Consider the following 18,791-nt stretch of genomic DNA (forward strand, 5'->3'; position numbering starts at 1 on the left):
CATCCTTTTCGGCTATATGAAAAACATATACGAAATCAATTTAATATATATTTTTCCTTTGGATAACCCCATGCTAACATAGTTATGGAGAACGATAAAGGAGGAATCGGAAATGATGAAATATTCCACTAAGCTGGCTTCGCTCATGCTGGCGGCTTCGTTAGGACTTACAGCTCTTCCAGTCGGTGCGCTGCATGCGAATGCCGCTTCCGTCAAACTCACGGATGAAGCCATCCAGCAGGCCATAGACGCGCTTGCCGATTATCATGTCCTGCAGGGCTATGAAGACGGATCGACGGCCGTTCGCAATCCGGTCAGCCGCGCGGAATTGGCGAAAATGGTCGTCATGACGTTCAACCGGCAAGACAAAGTTCAGTCGCCTGCCGGCTTCACGGATATCAAGCCCGGCGCATGGTACTATCCTTATGCTGCGGAATTGGTCGAAGCAGGCATTATGCAGGCGGTCGACGGAACCTTCAATCCGAAGGGCAGCGTGTCCGACCCGGGAGCTATGAATTCTTCGATGCGGCTACGGGCGCAAGCCGCGGCGACAGCGGAACCTTCTTCATTACAAACGACGGCGCGAAGAGGATCTTGATCTTGGAATCGATGAACTATCAAGCGGTTGTAGATATAACGGAACTGAATGCGGATGTCTTCACGTACCGAAGAATGGGGAAGGATGCGCAGGGCAACGATGTAGAAGTATTCGTCGAGCATGTTCCGTATACGGGCAGCAAGCTTGCTTTCACGGATCCGGACAAGCCCCTGAATACGACGACCGGCGAAATTGCTAAGGACGCGGATGGCGCTCGAATCTTGGGCAGCACGCTTTGGCACGGAACGCAGGTGTTGGACGAACAAGGAAATGACGTCACGGCGTTCAACGCCAACTTTATCAGTCTGGCCAAATTCGACGACAAGACGAACCGATATGAATTCTTCGATGCGACTACGGGCGAAAGCAGGGGCGACTACGGCTACTTTGCTATCGTGCACGACAATAAAGTCAGAGCCCATGTATCCATTGGTACGAGCAAGTATGGGATCGCCGTAGAAATAACGGAATTGAACAGTCATACGTTTACGTATAAACGAACGGGCAAAGACAAAGACGGCAAAGCGATCACTGTATTCGTCGAACATGAGCCCTATAAAGGCGAGCTTAACCCGATCTTTACGATGAAGTGATTGCGAAACTCAGTCGGACCTTATACGAAGGAAACAAGCTTGCCGGAATTTCGAATTCCGGCAAGCCTTTTTTATGTCGTCGTCATCATTGAAACGCATGCAGGCCAGCAGCGGCTAGAATGTGGTGAACGCCATTGACAGAGCACCCATTCTGAATCATAATTGAACTGACTAGTCAGTACAATAATGGAGGGTTGTTTATGATGAAGTGGGTAAGCCGATATGATTTGCTTCCTCTTGAACGGTACCGGCAGCAGCGTGCGGCAGGAGCGGCGCTGTACGATCCGGATAGCGATTCATGGTCGGTCTATACGCATGACAGCGTCAAACGCATTCTAGCCGATTACGAGCATTTTTCTTCTCAGATGCAGGAGCATCCATCCGAGGAGGAGCCGATCGAGGGCAGCATTTTGCGGCGAGATCCGCCGAAGCATAAGCAGATGAGATCCCTCGTCGCGAAAGCATTTACCGCGAAGGTGATTGAAGCGATGGAACCCCGAATACGGATTATCGCAGAGGAGCTGCTTGACCGGGCCGCCGGCGCGGGGTACCTTGAAGTGGTCGGCGATTTGGCAAGTCCGCTGCCGGTCATCGTCATCGCGGAGCTGCTGGGCATTCCTTCGGAAGATCGGGCGTTGTTCAAGGGATGGTCCGATGATCTCGTGGGGAAGGATTATACGCGCTATTTGCAATGCCAGAAGGAAATGACGGATTATTTTCGCATCCGGATCGAAGAGCGGAGAGTGCGGCCTCAGGATGACTTGATCACGGCGCTCATGCAGTCCTGCATGGCGGACGATAACGGGCTGAGCGAGCTGGAAGTGATCGGCATGTGTATCCTGCTGCTCGTCGCCGGGAACGAGACGACGACCAATCTTATTGCCTCGATGATCATGTGCCTCGAGAGCAGTCCGGAATTATACAAGGAGCTTCGCCTGGATCATTCGCTGATCCCCGGAACGGTCGAGGAGACGCTCCGCTTCTGCTCGCCGGTGCAAATCATGGAGCGCAGGGTGAAGGCCGATATGAATTGGAACGGGCATTCGATGAAAGAGGGGCAGCGGGTTTACACTTATATCGGCGCGTCCGGCCATGACGAGCATGTATTCGTCGACCCGGGGAAGTTCGACGTTAGACGAAGCCCGAACCCGCATTTGGCATTCGGGCAAGGGATTCATTTCTGCCTGGGAGCGATGCTGGCGCGGCTTGAAGCGAAGGTGGCGCTAAGCGCCATCGTCGATCGAATCGACAGTCTGCAGCGTACCGGCGACGAACCGCTCGAGAGGCTGGAGAGCGATATGATGTTCGGCATTAAGCAGCTGCGGCTAAAGTTGTGAATGGAGGCTATCGCTTATGAGCAGAGACAAAATATTGGACGCGGCGGTCCGAGTGTTCTCGCGCAGCGGCTATCACCGTTCGAGCATGGACGAGATCGCGCTGGAAGCGGGCGTTGCCAAGGGAACGCTGTATTATCATTTTCCGAGCAAGGCGCTTATGTTCCAGGCGCTGATTACGGAAGGGATGCGAATGATTACCGGCCGGATCAAGTCGGCAATCAACCAGGATCGTACGCTTCAAGAGCAGATCGAGCTGGTCATTCGGTTAAACGTCGATCTGTTCCTGGAGTACAGCGAGCTGGCGCATATTTTCTTCAACGAGATCTCGAACGGAATCGAGGAAGACGTGCTGCTCGTCGTACGGAATGAACGCGACGCGTATATGCAATTTATTGCGGATATCCTGATCGAAGCCGGAATGGCGCAGGAAGACGGGCGGATGGCGGCGTCCGGCGTGCTCACAATGCTGAACGGCTTGTGCGGCTATTATTTGCGCCATCCGGGCGAAGCGAAGCGCGAGCAGATCAACCGGCTGCTGTATGCCGCGGTCACGACCGGATTATTGCAAGGGCAGGCATAGCACGAGACACGAGAGGCGGTTGCAAGGACGTCTTATTAAAGTCGCGTAATTGCGGCTTTTTTGTATTATCGTTACCTCTCGACCATGTTCATCATAGGATTACCGCCTATACAACCCGGAGCGACTCGTCCATAATGAATAGGTATGATTCGCATCGCTTAGCGACCAAGTAACCTATACCCATACATCCCAGAGGTCACTTCTGTTCACGCATTGGAGGTGGAGCCATCGGACGATTATGATTCGGTGAATGCGGGCAAGTCTTGATCGAGAATAGAGGAGGAGGCTTACAGGCATAATGAAATTTCATACGAATAATTTGAAAGCGCTTGCAACCAGCTTGATGATTGTGACGATGTTGTTCGGCTCCGCGACGGGCGTCTTTGCCGACGGCAATGGCATGACCGGCAGTCCGGCGACGACGACTACCGCGGACGAAGGCGGGACGGTACTGGCCGGGCCGACGGATTATAACGTGAACGCATGGGATTCGCATACTTATGGCGGCTCCGGCTGGACGGACTATAAGGTCGCGTTCGATATTTCGAATCTTGCCGATACTTCCGGGGATTGGCATGATTTCAAGCTGCAGTTCAGAAACAACGCCGATAATTACTATTGGGCCTATATCGCCGACTGGGGGATGAATCTGTATGGGAACGGTTCTGTCAGCTACAATAACGGCAGCCCCATCGCCAGCGTCAGCCCTCAGCCGGTCTACACGGATGCCCCGATCCACTATGAGTTCGACGTGCACGGCAACACGATCACCGGTTATGCGGACGGCACCCGGATTTTCGCCTATACCGACGACAATGCAGGCGCGCTGTTATCCGGCGGCGTGAGTTGGACGGCGGAGAATATCACGCTAACGCTTCATGATTTCACCATCACCAGCTTGGATCCCGGCGGCGTAACGGCAGTCGGCCCAACCGATTATTCGGTGACCAATGGACAGTCGGCCTCTTACGGCGATTCCACCTGGATGGATTACAAGGTCGCGTTCGATATCTCCGACTTCGACTTGATGCCTGCGGGCTGGAATGATTTCAAATTGCAATTCAGGAACAGCAGCCCGGATGCGAATAACAATCCGAAAGATTATTACTGGGCATACATCGCCAACTGGGGCATGAATCTATACGGCAACGGTTCCGTTAGATATGACGGCGGCACGTTAACCGGCGTTAACCCACAGCCGGCGTACACGGATACCCCGATTCACTATGAATTCGACGTGATCGGCAATACCATCACCGGCTATGCGGACGGTGCTCAGATCTTCTCTTATACCGATACCAACGATAGCAAGCTGTTATCCGGCGGCGTGAAGTGGTCCGCGGAGAATCTCAACGTCAAGCTGGAGCATTTCACCATCACGCTCTTGAAGACGGGCGATGGCGGCGGCGACGGCGGCAGCGGCGGGAAGCAGACGATCGCCGATCCGGTTACGATCGGAGCGATTAACGTTCCCCAAGCCGGCGTCTTCCCGACCAGCCGTTATCACTACCTCTATAACAACGGCGTCTCGGATGCATGGGCCTATAGAGACGGCGGCCAAGGCGTAGCTGCAGAGACCATTACTTGGGATCCGTTGATAGCAACTACCTTCAAGACGAATACGGTGTATACGGCGACCGTTACCTTGGAGCCCATCCAGCCGAATACGACCTTCGACGGCTTCGATACGGCTAATCTTGCAGGTCTGCCTACAGAAGGCGTGACCAATACCGATATCGGCACGGATGGCGACAACCTGGTGGTCAAGATCACCTATGCGCCTACAGGCAGCACCGCGGCGGCCTTTCACGAAGATCAGGGGTTATTGTTCGACGATGAGTTCAACGGTACTTCGCTGGATGCAGCCAAGTGGGTGCCGAGCGTCGAAGAAGTACGCGCAGGGGGAAGCGCTTGGGATCATAGCCTGATTAAAGTGGAAGACGGCCATCTGGCATTAGGCATGGAGCGCGATCCGCAGCAAGGCACGGAATACGGCTTAGCCGCGGACCCTAACTTTATCTTGGCCGGTGCGGTGCAGACCGCTCTGGATGACCGAAGCGTCGTCAACTTCGAGAACGCCTACGGGTACTACGAGTCCAGTGTCAAATTTCCGCATGTCGCCAACACCTGGGGCGCGTTCTGGCTGTATGAACCGTCGGTACTGATCGAACAGAACGATGGCCTGGACGGTACGGAAATCGATATTCTTGAAACGATCGGCAACGGCGAAGGCGGATCCGACAGCTCCTTGCACTGGAACGGCTATGCAGGCGCGCACGCAGCGGCCGGCACGAACTATTCGTATAACGATTATGCGTCCAATATCTACGACGGCAATTACCATAAACTCGGCTTGCAGTGGACCCCCTCGGGCTATACCTTCTACATTGACGGGAAAGCGATGTGGAAAGTAGACGGCGGCATACTCGACCAAGGTTACGGGACAGGCAGCTTCAGCGGCATCGATCAGAACCCGCTTCATATCTTGCTCTCGATCGAGAAAGCCGGCGGCGCACTGCCTGCCGATTTCACGCATGACGAAATGCGAGTGGATTATGTCCGCGTATACGATCGTCCGAAGTACACGGCGGACCTGAGCCTTGCTCCGGTATACGATGCCGTTAACAGCCAATGGCAAATTCAAGCCACGCTGACGAATACGGCCTCCTCCGGAGACCCTCAGACCGGTACCGTTACTTTCGAAGGGGCGACCGATCATTACTCCGTTGCCCCGGGCGGCCAACAGGTATTCAACTTTGCAGTAGATCCGGCTAAAGTCGCAGGCATCGGCTCCACGTTCACGGCCGATTTCACGACCGATAACGGCGGATCGGGATCGGCCAGCGTCAAATTCGGCGCGCTGACCGCCGCTCAGGCGGCAGCGCCGGTCAATATCGACGGCAATCTGACGGACGATGCTGTCTGGGGAACCGCGCAACCGATCCATTTCGACGACGGTACTTCCAGCGGCTTGAGGCCAGCGGTTACCGCCGCAGGCAAACTGGCTTGGGACGAAGACAATCTCTATCTTGCCGTAACGGCCAACACGCCTGACTTGAATCAGAGCCAAACCGGCGGCAACATCTGGCAAGGGGACGGTCTTCAGCTTGCAGTCAGAGGTTCGGCGGGGTATCGCGAGATGGGCTTCGCCCTTAATCCGGTCCAAGGCGTCCAGCAATGGAACTGGGGGGCCGACGGCACGCTGACCGGCAACAGCGCCATCCCTGCGGATATGGCCACAACGCAGATCGTGCGGGATGACAGCAGCGGAACCACCACGTATGAAATCGCCATGAAGTGGGCGTATCTCGGACTGGACGGCAGCGATATCCATGCAGGCAGCCTATACGATATCGCCTTGGTGCTCAACGACTCGGACGGCAGCAACAGGGGCTATCTCGCCTTCTACGACGGCATCGCCACGGGCGCCAAAGGCGTGGGCATGGGCAAGCTGGTATTGGCGGCAGCTCCGCCGGTCACGCCGCAGGACACGGTGAACATTAGCGGCGTTCCGGTACGCTTCACAGTGAACAACGGCACGGTCGCCGTCGATTTGCGGGACAAGCCGCTTGTGCAGTCCATTCTGAATGCCTCGGGGAAAGACATTATCATCGATCTCTCCGGTACTGGCGCTGCTTCGGTCAGCGTGACGATCGACGTCAGTCAGTTCAAGAGCATCAACAAGACGATTACGATCGTCACCCGGAACGGTTCTTACGCCGTCACGACTCAAAAGCTATGGAACAACTCCGGCAAGCCGAGAATCATTACAGTCAAGAACGGCAAGCTTGACTTCAAGAATGGCTGACTCATTCATGTGATCGTGCCGGGCTCCGCTAGGAGCGGGCCGCAGCAGCGTTTAGCTGTTCGCATCTATCCTATATAAGACCTGTCGAAAGAATCCGTGAATCTTAATTTACGGATTCTTTCGTTTGTTGCGGCATCCGAATAGGATTGCAATGAGAATCGTTCTCGCTTATAATGCAATTCAAAATGAGGAGTTGGAGGAAATTCATCATGCCATTCAATCCCGGCCTCGACCCGAACGCCGATTGACGCAGCGAGGTCGTCGAGTCTTCGCGCACGTTATTCAAAATGGAGGAATCGACCATACCCGTCGAAACCTATTTCGGCTCGGAAGGGTATTATCGCATCATTCGGCTGAGGGAAGGGATGGAGCTCGTCGTCAGCGACGTCAGGTTTCACCTCGCCAATCGGATGGATCATCTGGGCGGCCCTCCGCGGCTGGAGCTGAGCTTCTGTCTTCAAGGGGGCATCTATCATACGATTCACGGGCATTACAAGCGCAGCGCGGAGCGGGACGGCGACTGCTTCTTAATGCTGTCGTGCGACGCGGAGTCAACGACGGACCTCGGCACGCGGTTTTTCGCGTTCCGGCAGACGGACAGTTATTCAACTTCCATGCAGGTAAACATATCCGCAGGACGAATTAAGAAGGAGTACGATGATTGGATAAGCGGCCCGGGAGTTTACTTTCCAATCCTGGGAAACAGAAAAAGGAACAGAAACAGACGGCTATAGTAGAGGTGCAAAGACGGGGAGGAAGTTCGGTATGGAAAAGAGTAGGCAACAACCGAATATCGTATTTATATTGGCTGACGATATGGGCAGCTGGGCACTTGGCTGCGCTGGCAATCGCGAAGTCCGCACGCCGAATCTGGACCGGCTTGCCTCCGAAGGGATGCGATTCGATCACTTCTTCTGCGCGTCTCCGGTATGCTCGCCTGCCAGAGCTTCGATATTGACCGGACGCATCCCATCCCAGCACGGCGTTCATGATTGGATTCGCTCGGGCAACGTGAATCGCGACGAACTGCAGGAAGAAGTACGCAGCCGGGCCGCGTTCGCGGATGAACGCACGGCCGTCGATTATTTGGCCGGTCAGCAGACCTATACCGAACGGCTTGCCGATGCCGATTATAATTGTGCCTTGAGCGGCAAATGGCATCTTGGGAACAGCACGGTTCCACGGAAAGGGTTCGACCGCTGGTTCTCGATTGCGCGCGGAGGCTGCTCGTATATGAATCCGGATATTGTCGAGAACGGCGAGGTGAAGATGGCTGACGAATACGTCACCGATCTGATTACGGATCATGCGCTCGCTTTCCTGGACGAGCTGTCCGTGCAAGAGAAACCGTTCTATCTGAGCGTTCATTATACGGCTCCGCATTCGCCGTGGGAGCTTGCCGAGCATCCGGAGCCTTATGTCGCCATGTACGAGCATTGCCCGTTCGAGTCGGTTCCCGAGCTGCCGGCACATCCGAATCAAATTGCCACGGCTCCCCGCGGGGAAGGCGCGCGGCGGAAAGAATTGCTGCAGGGATACTATGCCTCCATCTCCGCCATGGACGCCGGAATAGGCAAACTTATGGACGCGCTCGAGAAACGGGGGCTGAGGGAGCGGACGTTAATCGTATTTATGGGCGATAACGGCATGAACATGGGCCATCATGGGGTTTGGGGCAAAGGGAATGGGACGTTCCCGCTCAACATGTACGATACGTCCGTGAAAGTTCCCGCCATATTCAGTCAACCGGGCGTTATTCCGGCCGGGGAAGTACGGAGCGAGCTTGTCAGCCAGTATGATGTATTCCCTACGCTGTTGGAATATGCCGGCTTACCGTATATCTCGAAGGTTAAGCTGCCCGGCCGCAGCTTCCACGATCTGTTGATCGGACAAGAAAGCCGGGCACGAGAGGATATCGTCATCTATGACGAATACGGACCGGTCCGGATGATCCGCACCCGAGATTGGAAATACGTCCATCGCTATCCGTACGGGCCGCATGAGTTGTACGATTTACGCAATGACCCGAACGAGGATGTCAACCGCATAGACGATCCCGAATGCCAAGCAATGCTGGAGACGCTGAGACTCAGGCTCGGGGAATGGTTCGCGCATTATGTCCTCCCCGAGAAGGACGGCCGCGCCGCGCCTGTTACGGGCTTCGGGCAGCTGGCGCCGCTTTCTCCCGGCATTACGGAAGGCACCGCCTTTGTAAAATTCGGCAACTAACGGTTTATACGAACTGCCTCGCTGCGGTAGCCGTTCGGGATCAACGTATTCCGAACGAACACGAAAACAACAGCCGGTCAGCAATGACCGGCTGCGAGATTGTAGAGAAACCCGCGTTTTTTTCAAAACGCAGGGTTTCTCTCGTGCTTGGATCGTCGGCTTCTTATCTGGCTGGACAGCAGCACGGCCGTCGAAGCAAGGAAGCGGACAAGAGATGCGTTATTAGCCGGTTTTCCTTGTCTTTCCGTGTGCTTGCGGACAGGAGATGCGCTATTTCACTCTACATGTAGACATTCGGTGTTATCCGGGGGCAATAACGAATCCTGTATCCGATCGCCGGCCCAAAACACCGATTTCCATACAAATAGCGGATCCTGTGTCCGTTGAATAGGGGCAACCTCGTCAGGCGATGCGATGCCGTCTATTATTGTCTCGACAGCCTGGCAGCCGGTCGGCTAGGACCGGCTGTTTACGCCTTCGTTCCAAATGAAACGCACTTATTTCTTCACGACAGGCACCCAGAATTCACCGTAGAACGTACCGTCGCCGTTATCTTGGCGATACGTCGCATTGGGACCGCCGATGTAAGCGTAATCCGTGACTTGGGCCAAGACTTCGCCGAAAGCGCGGTAAGTCAGCTCATCGAATAACGTTTCCTTGCCGCCGTTTCCCGCGACCACGATGTACTCGCTCTCGGGAAACTCGATGATGCGCGTTGCGTCAGCGACGGATTTTCCAGCCTCCACCGCGAAATAATTCCACGGCTTGCCTTGATACACCTCGTTGACCGACCATTCGCGATCGTCCTTTGCGGCACTTTTGAGCTTATCGAAACGCCCGTCAGCCTTGAGCTTGCCCCAGAACGCCGCTTTTTCCTTCTGCATCGCCGGCATGTCCTGGAAATTCGACTGGATTGAAAAACCGTAAGCGGTCAAGAGGAATGATTTTTTGTGGTCAAGCGTATATTCGGCCATATGCGTTCTCCTTGTATCCAGTTTTATTTTCGAAACGGAAGGGCTGTCCAATCGATTGGATCAAAGCTTAGCCTTCGACTTTCTTCACGCGCAGCCACATTTCGCCGTAGAACCCGCCGTTATCGGCCGCTCTGACGAAGATGGAATTGCCGGGACCGACATATTTATATTCGGCGATCTCTTGCAGCAGCCCGCCGAATACGCGGCCCGTGATTTCGTCGGCAAGGCGGTCCTTGTCGGCTCCCGTGCCAGGGACGACGAGGTAGTCGCCGGCGAGGAAATCGAGGACGACCGCGCCTTCCGCGTCGAACGCTCCCATCACGCCGAAGCCGCGCCAAGCCTTGCGGTCGATGGCGTAGTTTATCTGGTACTCTTGGCCGTCGGCCAGCGCGAGTAGCTCGGCAAGCTTGCCGTTCTCCGTAATTTCGGCTTTTTTCGCCGCGGTTGCTGCCGCGTTGCCTGCCCAATCGTTGTAGTCTTCAAGTGTAACACCGAAAGCCGTCATTTTGAAGTTTTCAGAAATGGTTTTGATCGCGTAGTTAGACATGTTATTCGCTCCTTTGGGGATGATGGTTACAAGATCGATTCTATTGGCCGAATGTATCAAAAAATGATACCTTTTTACGTATTTCCTCCGAACCGGCATTTTTATTGCAGTTTTTTTGATACAATAAAGCCATGAAGAAAACGGAACGAGTAAACCTGATCATGCGCTACATCAATAACCGCGCGCATTTTACGATTGCCGAGATCCAGCGGGAGTTCAAGATATCCCGCGCGACGGCGATTCGCGACATTAATGAGATTCAGGCGATGGGTTTCCCGCTGACGACCGAGCTAGGACGCGGCGGCGGCTACTCCGTCCTGCAGAACCAGTACTTGCCCTCGGCCCGGTTCACGCCGGATGAGCTGAAAGCGATTTTCATCAGCTTCATCGCTTCGAAAAATTCGCAGCTTCCGTATCTGCAAAATCGCCGCTCCATCACCGAGAAACTCATCGGCATCGCCTCGCAAACCCAGCAAGACGAGCTAATCGAGCTGAACCGGATCCTGCTGTTCGAGAACACCAATCCCGCCAATCCCAATCTGCTCGAACTTGACGATGCGGCGCCTCCGGAGCTGAACCAGTTGATTTCGCTTGCCGTGCGGGATAAGCATTTGCGGGTGACCTATGAGCCGAGTCCCGGCTGGCCGGAGCTGCTGGACGTGTTTGTGCTGCATATCTTCAACTCGAACGCGCAGTGGCTGGTCGAGGTCTATGACCTGGTTACGGATGCGTTTCGTTATTTGCCTGTCGCGCTGCTGCGGGATTCGGCCATTTCCGGGCTTGAGCTGAAGTGGACCGAGCAAGAGATCGCGAACAAAAAGCGGCTTGTCGCCCGCGAGTCCAATCTTGTCGTGAAGCTGGACGCGACGGGAATTCAGCGCTTTAAGCGCATGCATCCGCCGGGCATTATCCTGTCCTTTACCGGAATGTTTCAATCGAGCGGGATGTTCAATGTTCAGCTGGATGCGACCGATGCCGAGGCGCTGGCCTATTATGCCGATTGGCTGTTGTTTCTGGGGAAAGGCGTCGCGTATGAACGGATTCCCGATGAACTGCGAGCGCTCTTAGTAGAGCGGCTGTCCCAGCTGGGATTGTCTTGAGGGAGACGCCGGAAGAGCGTGTCCGATCAGGCACCGCCTCCATGTCCGCTTATAACGGATACGGAGGCTTTTTTTTGTTCCTATCAAACCATTCATAGTTTTTGTTGACTTATGTGGGTTTCAATTCATATAATCAACACAAGAAACCACATTCATGGTTGAGAGTCGCATTGTCCGCACATAGTATAGGAAACCTGGAGGTAATTGGATCATGGCCCTGCACAAGCTAGCTATCATTCACACGACGCCCGTCACGATCGATCCGCTTAAAGCGGTGGCGGCCGAATATTTGCCGGGATGGGAGCTGATTAATTTCGTCGATGATTCGATTCTCCCGGAGCTTATTCGCAACGAAGGCATGACCGAAACGGTCATCGAACGCTGGCTGGCTTACGCCAAGTATGCTGAACAGCAAGGCGCGGCTTGCATCGTCAGCGCCTGCTCCTCCGTCGGCGAGGTGGCCGAGATGGCCCGGCAAGTCGTCAAGGTGCCCGTGCTGCGTATCGATGAAGCAATGGCGGAGGAAGCGGTGAGCAGCGGCCGAAGAATCGGCGTAGCGGCGTCACTGGCAACGACGCTGCAGCCGACCATTCGCTTGATTGAACGCAAAGCGGAGCAGCGCGGCGAAGCCATCGAATTGAAACCGGCTTTGGCAGCCGAAGCCTACAGGCTCTTGATGAGCGGGGACAAGGAAGGACATGATCGCGTACTGGCCGCATCGCTCCTGGAGCTGATTGAATCCGTTGACGTCGTCGTGCTGGCTCAAGCCTCTATGGCACGGGTGGTTGCTTCGCTGCCTGAAGGGCTGCAATCGAAGTTTCTGGCAAGTCCTCGGCTTGGGATGGCGTATATATCGCGAATAGCGGCGGGAGCGGATCATGCCCGCTAGAGATCTGACGTTAGTAAGCATCGATGTCGGCACGACGCATTGCAAGGCGGCGTTATTGTCCGAGCAAGGCGAGATTCTGCGTCTCTCGAAGATGAAGACGATCTCTTACGCGGATAACGGATGGGTCTATTACAATCCGGAACAGCTATGGACAGGAATTGCCGGCCTTATTCGGGAAGTCGTTACGACGGCGGCCGGCGAATCGGAAGTTTCCGTAGGGGCGATCGGCATTACGAGCATGGCGGAAACCGGCGTTCTAATCGATCCGGCGACAGGGGAGGCCAAGTCGCCGTTTATTCCTTGGTTTTCGAAATGTTCCGTTCCCCAGGCGGAAGACATGGCTGCCGAAGGGAACGCACGGGAGCGGTTCATGGCAACGGGGCTGCATGCAAGCTTCAAGTACGGGCTGGCGAAGCTGCTTTGGCTGCGTCAGCATCGGTCTGAAGCCCTTCATGACGCCGTATGGTTATCGGCTTCCGACTTTATCGCGTATAAGCTGACCGGGGCGTTAGCGACCGATTATACGCTGGCTGCCCGTACATTTGCTTTTCGCACCGACAAGAAGGCATGGGACCTGGAATGGATCCGGCATTTCGGCTTTCTTCCTTCATTATTTCCCGAGGCGGCGCCGAGCGGCGCGGTTATCGGCCGCGTCCGCGCCGAATCGGCCGTCCAAGCGGGACTGCGGAAGGACATTCCGGTCGTCATAGCCGGCCATGACCACATCGCTGCCAGCCTCGCGCTGGGGGTAATCCGGCCGGGGCAAGTGATGGATTCGATGGGGACGGCCGAAACGCTCGTCGGCGTCATGGACGATCGGGAGCTGACGGAGGAGGACTTTCATTCCGGACTTGCCTTCGGCTGCCATCCGGCAGCCGGCCGTCGTTTCTGGATGGGCGGCTTGTCGGCTTCGGGAGGGTCGGTGGAATGGTTTCGTTCGGTCTGGTCCGATCCTCCGATGAGCTACGAGCAGCTATTGCAGCTGCTTACGGAACGGTCTGACCATCATCATGCGGGCACGCCGACCGGTATCCTTTACTTCCCGTATTTGTCCGGCAGCGGCGCTCCGGAACCGGACGCCCGGGCACGGGCCGCCTTTATCGGCTTGAACGCCGAGCATGGACTGCCGGATATGCTGACGGCCTTGCTGGAAGGGACCGCTTACGAGATGGAATGGATTCGCCGCGCGGGCGAGAAGGCGACGAACGCATCGATTCAGGAGCTCATTCTTACAGGGGGCGGTACGCATAATCCGGTATGGCTGCAGACGAAGGCCAACGTATCCGGCTGTCTGCTGCGGAACCCGGAACTGCCGGAGGCGGCGCTGACGGGCGCGGCGATGCTGGCCGGCGTCGGGGCGGGCGTCTACGCGGATATCGAACAAGCGGCTGCAAGCGTATCGGCCTCGCATGGACATCAGGTTGTGCTTCCGCAGGAGCGCTCGCACGCCCAATATAAAGTCTTATTCGAAGAAGGCTATCTGCCTTTGCAGCAGCCATTGCGTCATTATTACCGCCGGCTGTAGCGTCATGCGCCGAATGGCGGCAAGGAAGGGGTTGTAGACATGTTGCAGCGAATCTCCGAGCATCTGTATATGTATCCGGATACCTGCAGCGTATATGTGGTCAAGAACGGCGAGCATGCCGTGCTGATCGATTTCGGCAGCGGCGACGTGCTCGACGCGCTGACCACGATCGGGGTTACCGGCGTCAGCGCCATTCTCATGACCCATCATCACCGCGATCAAGGACAGGGGCTTGCCCGAGCGGCCGCGGCGGCAATTCCGATCTGGGTGCCGCATGCCGAACAAGAATTGTTCGCCGAGATGGACGCCATCTGGCAGGCGCGCCAAGTACTGAACAATTATAACGTCCGTCAGGAGCGTTTCTCGTTGTTGGCCGAGGTTCCGATAGCAGGCACGTTGCAGGATTACGAGAGCTATGCCTTCGCCGGCTGCCGGTTTCAGATCGTCCCGACTCCCGGACATACGCCGGGCTCCGTCAGCATCCTTGCCCGGATCGACGAGAAGCTTAACGCCTTCACGGGCGATCTCATCGCGGGCCCGGGAAAGCTGTGGTCGCTTGCCGCGACGCAGTGGACGTACAACGGGGGAGAAGGGCTGCCGGCCACGGTCGCATCGCTGCTTGATTTGCAGGAACGCGGCCCTGAGCGGCTGCTGCCCTCTCACGGCGAGACGATGGAGCCGCCCGCCGAGGCAATTGCGATGCTCAATGATCGTTTATGGGAACTCATGAAGCTTCGCAAGCAGAATCCGCGTTTGTTCCTGTTTCTCGAGCAGCCCTTCGAAGCGGTTACGCCGCATCTACTGCGAAGCCGAAACAGCGAGTCCAATTACTTCGTGCTGCTCTCGGCGAGCGGCAAAGCGATGTTTCTTGATTTCGGCTATGATTTCCATACCGGCAAGCCCGCGGAGACGGATCGCGCCGCCCGCCGCCCTTGGCTGCGCACGCTCGGCACGTTGAAGAAGCAATACGGGGTCACCCATGTGGACGTGGTCGTCCCGACGCATTATCATGACGATCACGTAGCAGGCTTTAATCTGCTGCGAAGCCAGGAAGGCACGAAGGTGTGGGCAGCGGACGCGTTTTCGGATATATTGCGCCATCCGGATCGGTACGATCTTCCTTGCCTCTGGTACGATCCGATTCCGGTGGATCGCGAGCTTCCGATCGGAACGCCGATCCCGTGGGAGGAGTATGAGCTTACGCTCTATCCGCTGCCGGGGCATACGCGCTATGCCGTCGCGATCGCGCTGGAGGTCGACGGCCGGAAGGTGCTGGTCGCAGGCGATCAATATCAAGGCGACGAAGGGCTGGCGTACAATTATGTGTACAAGAACCGTTTCAATGCCGCAGACTATAGGACAAGCGCGGAACTATACCAGGCGTTGAAGCCGGACGTCATATTGACCGGACATTGGGATCCGTTGTGGGTGCAGCCGGGTTACTTCGAAGCGCTTGCCGAGCGCGGCGAAGCGCTGGAGCGCATGCATCTCGAGCTGCTGCCGCTCGACCAGCTGGATTACGGCGCGGAAGGCTTCGGTGCGCGTATAACGCCTTATCAGAGTGAAGCGCATAGCGGCGAGACGATTGCGTTTCGGATCGAAGTGACGAATCCCTTGCGTACGGAAGCCGATATCGAGGTCGAGCTGGCGCTTCCTTCCGATTGGGCCGCCGATCCCCCTGCGATGAACATTTTGCTCGGGAGCGGAGAAGAAGCCGCGCTGTCCTTCCGCGTAACCCCCAATGGAGCACCGGTGCGCCGCGCCCGATTGGCCGCGGATCTCAAGGTGAACGGGGAGCGAATCGGTCAGCACGCAGAAGCGCTGATCACGCTGTCGTAAGGGTGCCGGAAGAATAGAAGCGATTGAACGAGAAGGGGGACAAGGTATGTTAGCGCCGCATCGCAGAAATATCATCAAGGAGATGTTGATGGAAGAGCGCAGCGTGAGGGTGTCCGATCTGGCCAAACACTTCAATGTGTCGGAGGAGACCATCCGCCGCGATCTCGTGCAGCTGGAGCAGGAAGGCATCGTGGAGAAAAACTACGGCGGCGCGGTACTCGCGGAGGACTTGCAGCAAGCGATGGCGAACGTGCCGCCTGTTCATCAGCGCAAATTTCAATACTACGAAGAGAAGGACGCGATTGCCAAGGCGGCCGCGGCTCTGGTGAAGGATCATTCGAACCTCATTCTGGACTCCGGTTCCACCACCTGGTGCGTGGCTCGGCATCTGAAGCAGGTATCCGATCTGACCGTGATCACGAACGGCATCAATATTGCAGAAGAATGCAGCGCGAACGAGGAGCGCAACATTTTCCTGATCGGAGGAAAGTTAATCCGCAAATCGATGTGCCTGGTCGGACCGCAAGCCGAGGACGAGCTTCGGAAGTACGACGCCAATTACGCGATTCTCGGTACGTCGGGCATCTCCCTGCGCAAAGGCTTCACAAGCTCCGATCTGTACGAGGCGCAAGTGAAACGGGCCATGATCACGGCAGCGCAGAAGGTCATCGTCGTCGCCGATCATAGTAAATTCATCAAGAACGCCTTCGTCTCGTTCGCGGCCTTCCAAGAGGTGGATGTTCTCATTACGAGCGAGCTGGCCGATACCGCGGTCCTGCATGAAATCGAGCAGCACGGCGTTCAGATTATTAGATGTGCAATTAAAAACGGAGCGAGGGAACAGTGATGAAACCGGCATTGGCCAAATTATATACGAAATATCCGGAGCTGGAGGAAGCCTGCGGCGCCGACATCGTCAAGTCGTTCGAGCTCTTGAAGGCTTCGTTCGAACGGGGAGGAAAGACGCTGCTGTGCGGCAACGGCGGCAGCGCGGCCGATTGCGAGCATATCGTCGGGGAGCTCATGAAGGGCTTCCTTCTGCGGCGTCCGATTCCGCAGGCGTTTCGCGAGCAGCTGAGGGCCGTCTCTCCGGACTCGGCCGATTATGTCGCAAACTCCTTGCAAGGCGCGCTCCCCGCGATTTCGCTTGTCAGCCATACGGCGCTGGCGACCGCCTTCGCGAACGATATGTCGCCCGACCTCGTGTTCGCCCAGCAAGTATACGGTTACGGAAAGCCGGGCGACGTGCTGATCGGCATCAGCACGTCGGGGAACTCGGCGAACGTTCTTCATGCGGTTACGGTTGCCAAGGCAGCCGGATTACGCACGGTTGGCCTTACCGGCCGCTCCGGCGGCCGTATGCGGGAGCTGTGCGACGCGACCATCCGCATCCCCCATGACATGACGCCGGACATTCAAGAACGGCATCTGCCGGTTTACCATGCGCTCTGCATTCTGCTCGAGGAGGCGTTCTTCGAATCATGAGATGGCTGGGCGGGGTAGATATCGGAGGCACCAAATGCGCAGTAACCATCGGCAAAGCACATGAAGACAACGTGGAAATCATCGCGAAGGCCAAATTTCCAACTCCCGCCGCGCCAAGCGACGCCATTCGCTTGTTCGTCGATTCGCTGACCCGCTTGTTGACCGAGCATTCGCAGGTCACGCTCGACGCGATCGGCATTAGCTGCGGCGGACCTCTCGACAGTCGAAGCGGGCTCGTCCTGTCTCCGCCCAATCTTCCCGGGTGGGACGGCATTGACGTCGTGACGCCGCTGCGGGCACGGTTCGGCGTTCCCGTCGGACTGCAGAATGACGCCAACGCCTGCGCTTTGGCCGAATGGAAATGGGGGGCGGGCAGAGGGACGCGCAACATGGTTTTCCTGACGTTCGGCACGGGTATGGGAGCGGGACTGATCCTGGACGGCAGACTGTATGCGGGAACGAACGACATGGCAGGCGAGGTGGGCCATATGAGAATGGAGCATGACGGACCCGTCGGCTACGGGAAGCCCGGCTCGTTCGAGGGCTATTGCAGCGGCGGGGGGATTGCCCAGCTGGGGAGAATGAAGGCCCGGGAAGCGCTGCTGCATGGCGCGGTCCCATCGTTCTGCGAATCCATGGAAGAGCTGGATTCCCTCACGACGCAGCGAATAGGCGAGGCGGCGCGTCAGGGAGACCCGCTTGCACGCGAGATATTCCATATCGTGGGCGAGAAGCTGGGGCATGGGCTGGCCATTCTCGTCGACGTGTTGAACCCGGAACGAATCGTCATCGGAAGCATCTACGGACGCCAGCAGCCGCTTCTGGAGCCCATCGTCATGAAGACGCTGGGCGAAGAAGCGTTGGCTTATTCAATGCGGGCCTGCAGCATCGTACCGGCCGGTTTAGGGGAAGCCGTCGGGGATCTGGCCAGCCTCTCCGTTGCGCTGAACCTGGCCGAACAGGCTTGAATCCCGCATGCTCGAGCGTGATCATGGCCATTTTGGGATAAAAAACCGATAAGTCGAAAATTATAAGTAAGATTCGAAACCGTCGAAGTGATGAAGTCGACGGTTTTTGACGTTTCTGTGACAAATTTCATGGATGATAACGAGGGATCGCTAAATTATACGTGTGGGATATCGACCAAAATGCTCGAAACGTTCAAACCCACAAAATATTATGTTGACATCATGACCGATTAGATATATAACTTACTCATGAGCATTAAATGCCACATGTAAGCGTTTGAAAACATGAAGGCTTTAGCGATATATGTGGGGTTTAATG

General features: G+C 56.2%; 14 protein-coding genes and 1 pseudogene. 13 read left to right on the plus strand and 2 right to left on the minus strand.

The window, feature by feature from the left end; genetic code table 11:
- Positions 1-145: 145 nt before the first annotated feature.
- The 6 genes and pseudogenes from GXP70_RS14910 (at position 146) to GXP70_RS14935 (ending at position 9,145) form a co-directional block, all read left to right on the plus strand.
- Positions 146-598, plus strand: a complete 453-nt coding sequence (locus tag GXP70_RS14910) for an S-layer homology domain-containing protein (RefSeq protein WP_225442860.1) — start codon at positions 146-148, stop codon at positions 596-598.
- A pseudogene (locus GXP70_RS14915) lies at positions 499-1,191 on the plus strand (DUF4822 domain-containing protein); the annotation flags it as partial. The gene GXP70_RS14910 and the pseudogene GXP70_RS14915, both read left to right, overlap by 100 nt.
- A gap of 200 nt (positions 1,192-1,391) precedes the next feature.
- Entirely contained in the window at positions 1,392-2,528 is a 1,137-nt protein-coding gene (locus tag GXP70_RS14920) for a cytochrome P450 (protein WP_225442814.1), read from the plus strand.
- Positions 2,529-2,544: 16 nt separating this feature from the next.
- Positions 2,545-3,108 carry a TetR/AcrR family transcriptional regulator gene (locus GXP70_RS14925; protein WP_162357553.1) on the plus strand — a complete coding sequence of 188 codons (564 nt, stop codon included), beginning with the start codon at positions 2,545-2,547 and terminating at the stop codon, positions 3,106-3,108.
- Between the two features lie 298 nt (positions 3,109-3,406).
- Positions 3,407-6,916, plus strand: coding sequence for a family 16 glycosylhydrolase (locus GXP70_RS14930; RefSeq protein WP_162357554.1), 3,510 nt, complete (start codon positions 3,407-3,409; stop codon positions 6,914-6,916).
- A gap of 765 nt (positions 6,917-7,681) precedes the next feature.
- The gene (locus GXP70_RS14935) at positions 7,682-9,145 is read left to right on the plus strand and encodes a sulfatase family protein (RefSeq protein ID WP_162357555.1); all 1,464 of its coding nucleotides are present in this window, start codon (positions 7,682-7,684) and stop codon (positions 9,143-9,145) included.
- A 497-nt stretch (positions 9,146-9,642) separates the two neighbouring features.
- On the opposite strand, the gene GXP70_RS14940 is transcribed toward GXP70_RS14935, so the two are convergent.
- Positions 9,643-10,119 carry a GyrI-like domain-containing protein gene (locus GXP70_RS14940; RefSeq protein WP_162357556.1) on the minus strand — a complete coding sequence of 159 codons (477 nt, stop codon included), beginning with the start codon at positions 10,117-10,119 and terminating at the stop codon, positions 9,643-9,645.
- 67 nt (positions 10,120-10,186) lie between these two features.
- A complete protein-coding gene (locus GXP70_RS14945; protein ID WP_162357557.1) occupies positions 10,187-10,666 on the minus strand; it encodes a hypothetical protein in 480 nt (159 codons plus the stop codon).
- Positions 10,667-10,827: 161 nt separating this feature from the next.
- On the opposite strand from GXP70_RS14945, the gene GXP70_RS14950 reads away from it, so the two are divergent.
- From GXP70_RS14950 to GXP70_RS14980, 7 genes are all read left to right on the plus strand, one after another.
- Positions 10,828-11,766 carry a helix-turn-helix transcriptional regulator gene (locus GXP70_RS14950; protein ID WP_162357558.1) on the plus strand — a complete coding sequence of 313 codons (939 nt, stop codon included), beginning with the start codon at positions 10,828-10,830 and terminating at the stop codon, positions 11,764-11,766.
- Between the two features lie 211 nt (positions 11,767-11,977).
- Entirely contained in the window at positions 11,978-12,655 is a 678-nt protein-coding gene (locus GXP70_RS14955; protein WP_162357559.1) for an aspartate/glutamate racemase family protein, read from the plus strand.
- Positions 12,645-14,180, plus strand: a complete 1,536-nt coding sequence (locus tag GXP70_RS14960) for an FGGY-family carbohydrate kinase (protein WP_162357560.1) — start codon at positions 12,645-12,647, stop codon at positions 14,178-14,180. Before GXP70_RS14955 ends, GXP70_RS14960 begins: the two co-directional genes overlap by 11 nt.
- A gap of 39 nt (positions 14,181-14,219) precedes the next feature.
- Positions 14,220-16,019 carry an MBL fold metallo-hydrolase gene (locus tag GXP70_RS14965; RefSeq protein WP_162357561.1) on the plus strand — a complete coding sequence of 600 codons (1,800 nt, stop codon included), beginning with the start codon at positions 14,220-14,222 and terminating at the stop codon, positions 16,017-16,019.
- A 46-nt stretch (positions 16,020-16,065) separates the two neighbouring features.
- Positions 16,066-16,866, plus strand: coding sequence for a DeoR/GlpR family DNA-binding transcription regulator (locus GXP70_RS14970; RefSeq protein ID WP_162357562.1), 801 nt, complete (start codon positions 16,066-16,068; stop codon positions 16,864-16,866).
- The gene (locus GXP70_RS14975; RefSeq protein WP_162357563.1) at positions 16,866-17,504 is read left to right on the plus strand and encodes a D-sedoheptulose-7-phosphate isomerase; all 639 of its coding nucleotides are present in this window, start codon (positions 16,866-16,868) and stop codon (positions 17,502-17,504) included. Before GXP70_RS14970 ends, GXP70_RS14975 begins: the two co-directional genes overlap by 1 nt.
- Positions 17,501-18,472: an ROK family protein gene (locus GXP70_RS14980; RefSeq protein WP_162357564.1), complete on the plus strand. Its 972-nt coding sequence runs from the start codon at positions 17,501-17,503 to the stop codon at positions 18,470-18,472. Before GXP70_RS14975 ends, GXP70_RS14980 begins: the two co-directional genes overlap by 4 nt.
- The last annotated feature ends 319 nt before the right edge of the window (positions 18,473-18,791 follow it).

The sequence above is a fragment of the Paenibacillus lycopersici genome (genome assembly GCF_010119935.1).
Taxonomy (GTDB): domain Bacteria; phylum Bacillota; class Bacilli; order Paenibacillales; family Paenibacillaceae; genus Paenibacillus_Z; species Paenibacillus_Z lycopersici.

Bases quoted from the DNA above. Each gene is read 5' to 3' on its own strand.
- GXP70_RS14910 (WP_225442860.1), top strand. From the start codon at position 146: ATGCTGGCGGCTTCGTTAGGACTTACAGCTCTTCCAGTCGGTGCGCTG.
- GXP70_RS14920 (WP_225442814.1), top strand. From the start codon at position 1,392: ATGATGAAGTGGGTAAGCCGATATGATTTGCTTCCTCTTGAACGGTAC.
- GXP70_RS14925 (WP_162357553.1), top strand. From the start codon at position 2,545: ATGAGCAGAGACAAAATATTGGACGCGGCGGTCCGAGTGTTCTCGCGC.
- GXP70_RS14930 (WP_162357554.1), top strand. From the start codon at position 3,407: ATGAAATTTCATACGAATAATTTGAAAGCGCTTGCAACCAGCTTGATG.
- GXP70_RS14935 (WP_162357555.1), top strand. From the start codon at position 7,682: ATGGAAAAGAGTAGGCAACAACCGAATATCGTATTTATATTGGCTGAC.
- GXP70_RS14940 (WP_162357556.1), bottom strand. From the start codon at position 10,119: ATGGCCGAATATACGCTTGACCACAAAAAATCATTCCTCTTGACCGCT.
- GXP70_RS14945 (WP_162357557.1), bottom strand. From the start codon at position 10,666: ATGTCTAACTACGCGATCAAAACCATTTCTGAAAACTTCAAAATGACG.
- GXP70_RS14950 (WP_162357558.1), top strand. From the start codon at position 10,828: ATGCGCTACATCAATAACCGCGCGCATTTTACGATTGCCGAGATCCAG.
- GXP70_RS14955 (WP_162357559.1), top strand. From the start codon at position 11,978: ATGGCCCTGCACAAGCTAGCTATCATTCACACGACGCCCGTCACGATC.
- GXP70_RS14960 (WP_162357560.1), top strand. From the start codon at position 12,645: ATGCCCGCTAGAGATCTGACGTTAGTAAGCATCGATGTCGGCACGACG.
- GXP70_RS14965 (WP_162357561.1), top strand. From the start codon at position 14,220: ATGTTGCAGCGAATCTCCGAGCATCTGTATATGTATCCGGATACCTGC.
- GXP70_RS14970 (WP_162357562.1), top strand. From the start codon at position 16,066: ATGTTAGCGCCGCATCGCAGAAATATCATCAAGGAGATGTTGATGGAA.
- GXP70_RS14975 (WP_162357563.1), top strand. From the start codon at position 16,866: ATGAAACCGGCATTGGCCAAATTATATACGAAATATCCGGAGCTGGAG.
- GXP70_RS14980 (WP_162357564.1), top strand. From the start codon at position 17,501: ATGAGATGGCTGGGCGGGGTAGATATCGGAGGCACCAAATGCGCAGTA.